Here is a 12,060-nt window from a genome sequence, read left to right as displayed (position 1 = left end):
AGGAACATGAAGTGCGCGGGCACCATGTAATCCGGCAGATGGGTTTTCAGCGCACGGCGCAAGGTTTCGCGCAATTGGGTTTCATTGGCGAGCGGGCCCTCGGCCGGCACGACATACGCCACCAGTTGTTTGCCGGTCGGACCGTCCTGGGCGACCACCACGGTTTCGCCAACGTTGTCCTGCTCACGCAGGCGCGCTTCGATCTCGCCCAGTTCGATGCGGAAACCACGGATCTTCACCTGATGGTCGACACGCCCGAGGTAATCCACCACGCCATCCGGACGGCCACGGGTCAGGTCGCCGCTGCGATACACGCGGCTGCCAGGTTTGCCGAATGGGTCCGGCACAAAACGCTCGGCAGTCAGTGCCGGCCGTTCCAGATAACCCCGTGCCACGCCTTCGCCGCCCAGGTACAACTCGCCAGCTACGCCGATGGGTTGCAGGTTGAGTTGCGAGTCCAGCACGTAGCCGCTGCGGTTGCCCAATAGCGTGCCGATAGGCGCGTAGACGGCACCGCATGGATCGCCACGGCGAGCCTTCCACAGCAACGGCGTGACCACGGTTTCAGTCGGGCCGTAACCGTTGAACAGGTAAGTCGGCTTGAGTGCGCGCCAGGCCAGGTCGTAGCTGGCCTGGGCTACCGCATCACCGCCAAAGCAGTACACACGCACCTTGGGTGGGTTGCCGTCACGCTCGGCATGCTCGGCCAACTGTTGCAGGTACACCGGCGGGAACACCGCCATGGTCACATTGTGGCGGTGCATTTGTGCGTAGGTGTATTCGGGCAGCCACAGGCTGTCGTCACGGACCAGCACGCTGGCGCCATTGATCAGCGGGTGCATCCAGCCTTCGTGGGAGCCGTCGAAGGCGAACGACATGAAGTGCAGTTCACAGTCAGCCGGCGATGTTTCATAGCGCTCGCCGGTGGCGATGATGTGCGCCACCAACGGGCCATGGGACACTGCCACGCCTTTTGGCATGCCGGTGGAGCCGGAGGTGTAGATCACGTAGGCCAGGTTATCGCCGTCCAGCTTCACGTCCGGCGCAGTGTCGCGGTAATCGGCCCAGTCTTCGGTGCGATCAATCGCCAGGGTGTCCAAGCCCTCGGGAATCGGCAGTTGCTGCAACGCGCGGCTATGGGTCAGCAACAATTGCGCACGGCTGTCTTGCATCATGTACAGCAGGCGGTCACGCGGGTATTCGATGTCCAGCGGCACATACACGCCACCGGCTTTCATCACCGCAAGGAACGCCACCAGGCTTTCGGCGCTGCGTGGCATGGCAATCGCCACGCGCACTTCCGGGCCGACGCCACGGGCGATCAAGGCATGGGCCAGGCGGTTGGCCTGGCTGTCCAGCTCGCCATAGCTCAGGGTTTGCGCGTCGAATTTGACGGCGATCGCCTGGGGGTTTTCCCTGGCGCGATCGGCTACCAATTCATGCACAAGACGCTCGGCCGAGAAGCCAGCGTCAGTCTGGTTCCACAATCGCAGGATGTGCTGCCGTTCATCCTCGCCCAGCAGGTTCAATTGGCTGATGGGCTGTTGTTGATCGGCAACCATTGCCTGCAACAGGTTCTGCCAATGGCTGCCCATGCGCGCGATGGTCGCAGGTGCAAACAAATCGGTGGCATAACTCAGCGATGCGCCGAGCTGGTTCCCGGACTCCTCGATGTCCAGGATCAGGTCGAAATGCGCGGCGGTTTCATCCCAGGTCACCGGGCTCATGTCCAGCTGCGCCAGGCGCTGCAAATGCTCGCCGGCCAGGCTGATGTGGTGGTTGAACGCGACCTGGAACAAGGGGCTCAAGCTCAGGCTACGCTCGGGTTGCAGGGCCTCGACCAGTTGCTCGAATGGCAAATCCTGATGCGCCTGGGCTTCCAGTGCGCGCTGTTTGACCTGGGTCAATAGCTGCCGGACAGTGGTCTGCCCGTCGACATCGGCCTTGAGCACCTGGGTATTGACGAAGAAGCCGATCAACCGCTCGGTTTCGACCCGGTTACGGTTGGCAATCGGCACACCGACACGAATGTCCTGCTGGCCGCTGTAGCGATGCAACAACGCCTGGTACGAAGCCAGCAGCACCATGAACAGTGTCACACCTTCGCGCTGGGCCAGGGTCTTGAGGCTGTCGACCAGCGTAGTCGGCAGCGCAATATTCAGGCGTGCACCCCGATGGGTCGGCACCGCCGGACGCTGGTGATCGAAAGGCAACTCCAGCACCGGCTGCTCACCGCCCAGCAGGTCACGCCAGTAATCGAGCTGGCGCGCTTTTTCCCCGGCCTCCATCCAGTCACGCTGCCATTTTGCGTAGTCGGCATATTGGATCGGCATCGCCGGCAATTGCAGCGCCTGGCCTTGGCTGTAGGCAGCGTAGAGCTGCACCAGCTCGTCGACCATCACTTGCATGGACCAACCGTCGGAGATGATGTGGTGCTGCACCAGGACCAGCACGTGCTCCTCTGCTGCCAGGCGCAGAAGATTCACACGCATCAGCGGCCCCTGGCGCAGGTCGAAAGGTCGGGCTACCAGCGCTTCAACCCTGGTCTTGAGCTGGGCGTCATCGGTGGGTTCCGACACCAGCTCGATCCGTGCCTGCGGGCTGACCACTTGTACCGTGCGGTCGGCCTCTTGCTGCAAGTGCGTGCGCAGGCTGTCATGGCGCGCTACCAGGGTATCGAAGGCACGTTGCAGGGCCACCTGGTCCAGCGGACCTTTCAAGCGCAGCGCACTGGGCACGTGATAGGCCGAACTGTGCGGGTCCAGCTGCCAGAGAAACCACTGACGCTCCTGGGCGTAGGACAGCAGCAAGGGTTGAGTGCGGTCTGCCGCTACCAGCGCCGGTGCCGAACCCTGGACGTCGCCCAGGCAGCTGACAAAGTCGCCAAGCACAGGCTGTTCAAACAACGTCTTGAGCGCGACTTCGATGCCCAGGCCGTGACGCACCCGAGACACCACCTGCGTGGCGAGCAGCGAATGACCACCCATTTCGAAGAAGTGATCGTTGAGCCCTACCCGCTCGGCGCCCAGCACCTGGGCCCAGATGGCAGCGATGCGTTGCTCCTTCTCAGTCACGGGCGCGACCCATTCGGCCAGCGAATGGCTGGCATCCGGCTTGGGCAGCGCGGCACGATCTACCTTGCCGTTGGGGCTCAGAGGCAGGCGTTCCAGCACCAGTAGATGCGCCGGCACCATGTAGTCCGGCAGCTCCTCGCGCAGCACGGCCTTGAGTTGGATGCGCAGTTCGGCTTGCCGGGATTCGTCGAGCGCTTGAGTGGCCACGACGTAACCCACCAACTGGTTGTCCGCAGCGATGACCAACGCCTCGCGCACACTGACCTGGGCCAGCAGGCGCGCTTCGATTTCGCTCAGTTCGATGCGGAAACCACGGACCTTGACCTGATGGTCGATACGCCCCACGTACTCGATCATGCCATCGGCACGGTAACGGGCCAGGTCACCGGTGCGGTACAGGCGACCAGTGCCGTCGGTGCAAAACGGATCAGGAATGAAACGGTGGGCCGTCAGGTCCGGGCGGTTGAAGTAACCCCGCGCCAGCAACGGGCCGCCGATCACCAACTCGCCCGCCACACCTACCGGCACCGGGTTGAGGTTGGCGTCCAGCAGGTAGATGGCACGGCCATCCAGCACGCGGCCGATCGGCATCATCGACGGCAGGGCTTCACGGCCATCCACATAGGCAGCGCAGTCCAAGGCGGTGGCGGTTACCGTGGCTTCGGTGGGGCCATAGGTGTTGAGCAGGCGCACATGCTCCAAGCCGGCTGCCCGCCAGGCATTCAAGCCTTCCGGCGGCATGGCTTCGCCGCCGATGTGCAGTTGGCGCAGGCGTCCGTAGTCACGCGGGCCCCGGTCGGCAAAGTCGCGCACCAGCAGCAGCCAATAAGCGGTGGTCAGGTCGACCACGGAGATGTCGTGTTCGATCAGCTGTTGATAGAAGGTGTCGCTGTCCCACAGGTCGCCGCCACGCACCACCACTGCAGCGCCGCAGCACAGCGCCGGGTAGAGTTGCTCGACGAAACCATCGAAATTAAAGGTGCCGAACTGCAGCACGCGGTCATGGGCTTGCAACGCAAACAACTCGGTGAAGACTTCCACATGCCGAGCCAGGGCGCCCAGATCGATGCCCACGCCTTTTGGCCGGCCGGTAGAACCGGAGGTGAACATCACGTAGGCCAGGTTGGCTGGCTGCGTGCTGGAAGACGGATTTTCGCTGCTGTAATCGACGAGCCAGTCGACTCCGGTTTCCAGGCAAACGAGGGTCAGATCCTCGCTGAGCGGCAACTGCTCCACCAACGGCTGCTGGGTCAGCAGCAGTTGCAGACCGCTGTCCTCGATCATGCACTGAAGGCGCTCGGCTGGGTATTTCGGGTCCAGCGGCACATAAGCGCCGCCGGCCTTGAGCACCCCCAGCAAGCCGACGATCATCTCCAGAGAGCGGTCCACCGCAACACCCACCAGGGTGTCGGCGCTGACGCCCAACTCGATCAGGCGATGGGCCAGTCGATTGGCGCGCACGTTGAGGTCGGTGTAAGTCATGTGCTGCTGATCCAGGATCAGCGCGGTGTTTTCCGGGTGCAATGCCGCTTGTTGTTCGAAGCGTTGCAATACGCTGGCCTTGGCGGGCTGAGCAACACCCCGCGGGTTCCAGTCTTGCAGCACGCGGGTGTATTCGTGTTCCAGCAGCAACGGCACGGCGCCCAAGGCCTGTTCCGGCGCACTGGCGAATTGCTGTAGCAAGCCCTGCAGGTAGGCGCCGATGTGCTGCACCGCGTCGGCAGCAAACTCGGCTCGCAAGTATTCCAGGTGCAGGCTCAGGTGCTCGCCGCCCTGCACGGTGAGGGTCAATGGGTAATTGGTGCGCTCCTGATGGCTCACAGCACTGAAACGCAAGCCGCTCTCCCCCGACTGCTCCAGGCTCTTGGCCACCGGGAAGTTTTCGAACACGACGAGCGTGTCGAACAGCGCCTCACCGGCCGAGCCGGCCCAACGCTGGATGTCGAACAGCGGCGTGTGTTCGTGGTCACGCATTTCCAGGTTCAATGCCTGAACGCTACGCACCCAATCGCTGACGCTTTGCGCCGGGCTGGCGGCAGCAATCAGCGGCAAGGTGTTGATGAACAGGCCGACCTGCTGCTCGACATTCGCCAGCTGCGCCGGGCGCCCAGATACCGTGACCCCACAGACGACGCTGGACTGACCCGTGTAGCGCTGCAACAGCAACAACCACGCCGATTGCACCAGGGTGTTGAGGGTCACTTGATGGGCACGGGCGAAAGCGGTCAGGCGCTGAGTCTGAATGGCATCCAACTCACACAGGAGTTCGCCGTATTCGTCACCCGTGTGCGCGGCGCTTTTGGCCACAGCACGTGCCAGGTGCGTCGGTTCTTCCAACTGCACCAGGCGCTGGCGCCAGAACGCTTCGCCCACCGCAGGGTCCTGCTGTTGCAGCCAAGCAATGTGCTGGGAAAACGCCGCGGCTACCGGCGGCAGCGCCTGGCCCTTGCAGGCTTGCAGCACTTCATTGAGGACTAGGGCATTACTCCAGCCATCCATCAGGATGTGGTGGCTGGTGTAGATCAAGTGCCAGTGGTCTTCGCTCGTGCGGACCAGCGCCACCCGCAGCAACGGCGGGCTCGCCAGCTCGAAGCCCTGGCGATGGTGCTCGGCGGCCAGGCTGTCGAGGGCCGCCGGCAGATTCGGACGGTCGCGCCAGTCGTATTCGATGAAGGGCAAGCTGACTTGGCGATGCACCACTTGCAGGGCCTGGCCCTGGTCGTCTTGCCAGACAAAGCCGGTGCGCAACATGTCATGCCGTGCCAGCACTTGCTCCCAGGCGCCTTGAAATACTGCAACGTCCATTCCCTGCACGTCGGCGCGCAATTGGCTGACATAGACGTCATCCTCACCTTGCTGGTAGAGGCTGTGGAACAACATGCCCTGCTGCATGGGCGACAGTGGATACAGGTCTTGCACGCTCCGTGCAGGCAGTGCCAGGTCGTCCAGCTGGGCTTGGGTCAGGTGCGCCAGGCTTACATCGGCCGGTGTCAGGCCGCCGTGCTGCGGGTTGAGGCAATGCGCGATCAACGCCAGCAGTTCCTGCTGGTAATCGTCCGCCAGCTGCTGGATGGTTGCTCTGTCGAACATCTCGCGACTGAACCCCCATTGCAGGGCCAATTCGCCGCCATACACCTGCCCTTCCACCGTCAGCCAATTGGCCAGCGGCGCCTCCGGGTCCTGAGCCTGACCGCTGCCCTGGGTCGACGGAACGAACAGCGCCGACTCGTTGAATTGGCGGTCGAACTGGCCCAGGTAGTTGAAGGTGATGCGCGGCGCGGCCAGGCTCGATAGGGCTTCGCGGGCCTCAGGCGTACCGAGGTAGCGCAGCAGGCCGTAGCCGATGCCCTTGTGCGGCACGGCGCGCAGTTGTTCCTTCACCGACTTGATTGCAGCCGACAGCTCGCCATCGGCTTGCAGGCGTACCGGGAACAGGCTGGTGAACCAGCCGACGGTGCGGCTCAGGTCGACGGTATCGAACAGGTCTTCGCGGCCATGGCCTTCCAGCTGGATCAGCGCCGCGGGCTGTTCGCTCCAACGGCTGATGACGCGCGCCAGTGCGGTCAGCAGCAAGTCGTTGACCTGGGTGCGGTAGGCCGCTGGGGCGTCTTGCAGCAGTTGACGGGTCTGTTCGGCACTCAAGCGGATTTCGACTTTGCTGCCCAGGCGGTTTTGCAGACCGCCCTGGGGGTTATCGCACGGCAAATCGGCACTCGCAGTCTGGGCCTGCCAGTACGGCAGTTGGTCATCCAGCGTCTGCGCGTGGGCCTGCAATTGCTGCGCCCACCGCTGGTAGGCGCTGGTCTTGGCCGGCAATGCGACGTTGCGGTAAGCCTGTTGCAGGTCTTCGAGCAGGATGCGCCAGGACACGCCGTCCACCGCCAGGTGATGCACCACCAGCAACAAACGTTGAGCGCCATCGGCCATCGTGACTAAGGCCGCACGCAACAAAGGGCCCTGTCCAAGATCGAGACTGCGCTGGGCCTCGTCGCAGAGTGCGGCCAACTCAGCGTCGTCTGCGACCTGGGTTTGCCACAACCCGGGCGTAGTCACCGACTCGGCATGGGCTTGCTGCCAACCGCCAGCTTGTTGCACAAACCGCAGGCGCAGGGCGTCGTGGTGGTTGATGAGTTGGGTCAAAGCGGCTTCAACGCGCGCAGGCTCCAGGGTTTCCCGTGGCGTCAGCAGCAACGACTGGTTCCAATGCTGGCGCACCGGAATCGCCTGCTCGAAAAAGCTGCGTTGCACGGGCGTGAGGATCACCTCGCCGGTGACCGCCCCCTGGTCGATGACCATCGCCTGCTCGAAGCTTGCCACCAGCGCCAGGCTGCGCACGCTCTGGTACTGGAACAGGTCCCGTGGACTGAGGCGAATACCCGCCTGGCGCGCACGGCTGACTACCTGGATGGAGATGATCGAATCACCGCCCAGCTCGAAAAAGTTGTCTTCCAGGCCGATCTGCGCCACCCCCAGTACATCGCTCCAGATCGCTGCCAAGGCTTTCTGCAGGTCGTTTTCCGGTGCGACATAGGCCTGCTGTGGCGTGGCGTCCGGCACTGGCAAGGCCTTGCGGTCGAGTTTGCCGTTGGCGGTTACCGGCAGCTTGGCCAGGTACACCAGATGGGTCGGCACCATGTATTCCGGCAGGCTGCTGAGCAGCCAGGCCTTGAGATCGACCGGCGTCTGGTCTTCCAGCACCAGGTAGGCCACCAATTGCTTGCCGCCTTGCACCAACACCACGGCTTCGCGCACCGAGGGGTGTTGCATCAGGCGCGTCTCGATTTCACCCAACTCGATACGCAGGCCACGCAGCTTGACTTGATGGTCGAGGCGGCCGAGGTATTCGATGACGCCATTGGCGCGCTGACGCACGCGGTCGCCCGTGCGGTACAGACGCGTGCCGTCACCGAAAGGACTGGGCACAAAACGTTCGGCAGTAAGTGCCGGACGTCGATGGTAACTACGAGCCAGACCAGTGCCGCCCAGGTACAGCTCGCCGCTGACGCCAGCGGGAACCGGATTGAGCTGGGCATCGAGCACGTAGGTGCCGAGGTTGGCGATAGGCCGGCCAATGGGCACGCTGTCGGCGCCTTCGTCGACACAGGTCCAGTGGGTCACGTCGATGGCTGCTTCGGTCGGCCCGTACAAATTGAACAAGCCCGCCTGAGGCAACTTGGCAAATACCTGCAATTGCGCATCCAGCGGCAAGGCTTCGCCACTGCACACGATGCGCTTGAGGCGGGTGCACGCTTGCACTCCCGGCTCATGGATAAACGCCTGGAGCATCGAGGGCACGAAGTGCAAGGTGGTGATGCCGTGCTGCCCAATCGTCTCGATCAGGCGCGCCGGTTCGCGATGCTCGCCGGGCGCTGCGACCACCAGGCGTGCGCCGGTCATCAGCGGCCAGAAGAACTCCCACACCGAAACGTCGAAGCTGAACGGGGTTTTCTGCAGGACCGCATCGCTGGCGTCCAGGCCATAGGCCTGCTGCATCCAGCACAGGCGGTTGACCAGCGCGCGATGGCTGTTGCCGGCGCCCTTGGGCTTGCCGGTGGAGCCCGAGGTGTAGATCACGTAGGCCAGGTTCAGCGCGTGAAGCGTAACGTTTACCGATTCGCGGCTGTAGCCATCGAGCCAGTCGGCAGGCTGGTCCAGGACAATCACTTGAATGCCCTCGGCAGGCAGCACTGGCAACAGGCTGTGCTGGCTGAGCAACAACTGAATGCCGCTGTCCTCGATCATGTAGGCCAGGCGTTCCTGGGGATACTCAGGATCCAACGGAACGTAGGCGCCACCCGCCTTGAGAATGGCCAGCAGACCGACCACCATTTCGATGGAGCGCTCGATGCAGATCCCGACCAGCACGTCCGGACCTACACCCTTCTCGCGCAAGGCATGGGCCAGCTGGTTGGCGCGGGCATTGAGCTGGGCATAGGTCAGCGCTGTGGCGCCGAACAACAGCGCGGGCGCGTCGGGCGTGGCCCGCACCTGGTCTTCGATCAGGTGATGGATGCCGCGCTCGGTCGGGTAAACCTCGGCGGTCTGGTTCCAGGTGTGGACCAGCACTTGCTGCTCATCCGCATCCAGCATCGGCAGTTCACCGATGCGCTGCGTACCGTCGGCCCCCATGGCCTGCAACAGACGCACCCAATGCCCGGCCATGCGCTCGATGGACGCCGCGTCGAACAGGTCATTGGCGTAGGTCAGCGCGGCGTAGAGGGTGCCGGATTTTTCATAGGTATCGAGGGTCAGGTCAAACTGAGTGGTGCGGCCTTGCCACTCCACCAGCGCCAGCTCCAGGCCGGAGGCCGTGCTGACGCTCGCAATGTCGGCCACCACCGGCTGATGGTTGTACATGACCTGGAACAACGGCGTATGGCTGAGGCTGCGTTCGACCTTGAGGGCCTCCACCAGGCGCTCGAACGGCAATTCCTGATGGGCCTGGGCGCCCAGTGCATGCTCCTTGATGCTTTGCAGCAGCTCAGTGACAAGGGTTTGCCCGCTCAGCTCGGTGCGCAGCACTTGGGTATTGACGAAAAAGCCGATCAGCCCTTCGACTTCAGTACGGTTACGGTTGGCGATTGGCACGCCGACGCGGATGTCGCCTTGCCCGGTATAGCGATGCAGCAGCACGTTGAACGCACCGAGCAACAGCATGAACAGGGTAACGTTGTGTTTTTGCGCAACGCTGCGCAGTTGTGCAGCCAGCGCGGGTTCGATCGCGAAGTTATGGCGCGTGCCCCGGTAGCTCGGCATGGCCGGGCGTGGGCGATCCGTGGGCAACTCCAGTACCGGGTGCTCATCGCCCAGGCGCGCGTGCCAATACTCCAATTGTCGAGCCTGCTCACCCGCTTCCAACCAGCGACGTTGCCACAGGGCATAATCGCTGTACTGGATCGGCAAGGCCGGCAGTTGCGGTATTTCATTGCGCTCATGAGCGTCGTAGCAGCGAATGAACTCCTCGATCAGCACGTTCATCGACCAACCATCGGAGACGATGTGGTGCAGGGTCAGCAGCAACACATGCTCCCGCGTGTCGAGCTTGAGCAATTGCACGCGCAGCAACGGGCCGTTTTCCAGGTCGAACGGCAGCAGCGATTGACGGACCGCGGCGTCGTTGACGGCCTGTTCGCGTTCGGCGGTAGCGAGGTGGCTGAAATCGACTTGCTCGACGGCCAATGACGTCGCCGTCGGCACTTGCAACAGGCGCTCGTCGGCCTGGCGCTGGAACACCGTGCGCAGGGTTTCATGCCGCGCGACCAGGCTCGTAAACGCTTGCTCCATCGCTTCCAGGCTCAACGTGCCTTTGAGGCGTACAGCACCGGGCAAGTTGTAGGCGCCACTGGCCGGGTCCAACTGCCAGAGAAACCACATGCGCTGCTGTGCATAGGACAGCGCCTGGCGATCCTCCGCTTCCACCCCTGCCGGAATCGGAAACCGGGAAAAATCCACACCTTCTTTCTGCAAGGCCTGCAGGAACAATTGGCGTTTTTCCAGGGGCAACCCGATAAACCGGCGAGCAAGTTTCAAGGAGTCTTCAGCATTCATTTCTTGGAGTCCGGAGCAATAGGCGGGAAGCACAAAGGCACGTCGTCCCTATAAAACGAACCGGACAGGGAAAAATTAGCGGGGAGTGGAAGGCGTGGAGCGGGGTGTCATCAAGGGTTACATCAATCTCGGCAGAGACACCCGAACCCGAGCTAGCATTGACGAACACCACTTTTTGCAACTACATTTAGTTACACGCAGGGAACGCCGTGTCCAAAAATGAAAAGCTGCTCGCCAAACTGCTCAATGAGCACATGGCATTTACCTGGCCTGAGCTCGTAACGCTGCTGCTACGGCTGGGCTACACACAGATTGAAGGGGCTGGAAGCCGGGTCAAGTTCGACATCGGCGACCCCAGTGCAATGATCACCTTGCACGAGCCTCACCCTGGCAACGAACTGAAACACTACATTCGGCGCCAGATCATTGAGCAATTGAGGTCAGGAGAACTGATTCAGTGAACAACCAACTGAAACACAAAGGCTACATCGGCTCTATCGAAGCCAGCGTCGAAGACAACTGCCTATTCGGCAAGATCCTGTTCATCAAGGCACTGGTGAGCTACGAAGGTAAAACCGTCGCAGAGCTGGACGCTGCATTCCGTGAGGCGGTGGATGACTACCTCACCACTTGCCAGGCCCTCGGGCAGCCACCGGAGAAGCCCTGCAAGGGCTCCTTCAATGTCCGGGTCGGCCATGACTTGCACTTGGCGGCTGCCCTGGCCGCGACCCGCAAAAAAGTGACCCTCAATGACCTGACACGCCAGGCCTTGAATGAGTTTTTACAACATCATGGCAATGACTCATGCCCTGCGGTTAGCTGATTACCCCAAGCGCCGATAACCCAACACTGCCGCCCCCAGCACCACCGCCCCCGCCGCCAACGCCACGTAGAACCCGCTGGTGGCGCCGAAGTGGTCGATCATCCAGCCGGAACTGGCAGCGCCAATGGCCACGCCGATGCTGAGGCCGGTGATCAGCCAGGTCATGCCTTCGGTCAGGCGGCTGGCGGGTACGATCCGCTCCACCAGGGCCATGGACACGATAAGGGTTGGGGCGAAGAACAACCCAGAGATAAAGATCGCCACGGCGAGCCCGGGAATGTTGGTTACCAGAAGCAACGGCAAGGTGGTCACAGCCGTAGCCACGCCACAGAACAGGAACTGCCGAGGCAACGACACCTTGAGTTTCAGGGTACCGAACGCCAGCCCTGCCAGGCACGAGCCAATGGCGTACACCGACAGCACGATACTCGCTGCCGCTGGTTGGCCCTGATGCTGGGCAAACGCGACGCTGACCACGTCCACCACGCCAACAATCACACCCATGGCCAGCAGCAGGATCATCAGGATCAGCACCGAGGGTGACGCAATCAGCCAGCGACCGTGGTGGCCCTGATGTGCATGCACAGGCGGTTCGGTCTCACGCTGCAATACAAA

At 62.5% G+C, this 12,060-nt stretch carries 4 protein-coding genes; 2 read left to right on the top strand and 2 right to left on the bottom strand.

Annotated elements, in window-relative coordinates:
* A partial coding sequence (locus U367_RS0129805) for a non-ribosomal peptide synthetase (protein WP_028619832.1) occupies window positions 1–10,622 on the bottom strand: 10,622 nt, incomplete at its 3' end.
* 209 nt (window positions 10,623–10,831) lie between these two features.
* Between U367_RS0129805 and U367_RS0129800 the strand changes: the two genes are divergently transcribed.
* Together U367_RS0129800 and U367_RS0129795 are read left to right on the top strand one after the other, a co-directional pair.
* Complete coding sequence (locus U367_RS0129800; protein ID WP_028619831.1) at window positions 10,832–11,083, top strand: type II toxin-antitoxin system HicA family toxin; 252 nt, start codon at window positions 10,832–10,834, stop codon at window positions 11,081–11,083.
* Window positions 11,080–11,445 carry a type II toxin-antitoxin system HicB family antitoxin gene (locus U367_RS0129795; RefSeq protein ID WP_028619830.1) on the top strand — a complete coding sequence of 122 codons (366 nt, stop codon included), beginning with the start codon at window positions 11,080–11,082 and terminating at the stop codon, window positions 11,443–11,445. Before U367_RS0129800 ends, U367_RS0129795 begins: the two co-directional genes overlap by 4 nt.
* Here the strand turns inward: U367_RS0129795 and U367_RS1000000132510 are convergent.
* On the bottom strand, window positions 11,446–12,060 hold a 615-nt coding region (locus tag U367_RS1000000132510), incomplete at its 5' end, for an MFS transporter (protein ID WP_236640000.1). It abuts the gene before it with no gap.

The organism is Pseudomonas canadensis, assembly GCF_000503215.1.
In the GTDB taxonomy this organism is placed as follows: domain Bacteria; phylum Pseudomonadota; class Gammaproteobacteria; order Pseudomonadales; family Pseudomonadaceae; genus Aquipseudomonas; species Aquipseudomonas canadensis.
This window is presented reverse-complemented; position numbering and strand designations above follow the sequence as displayed.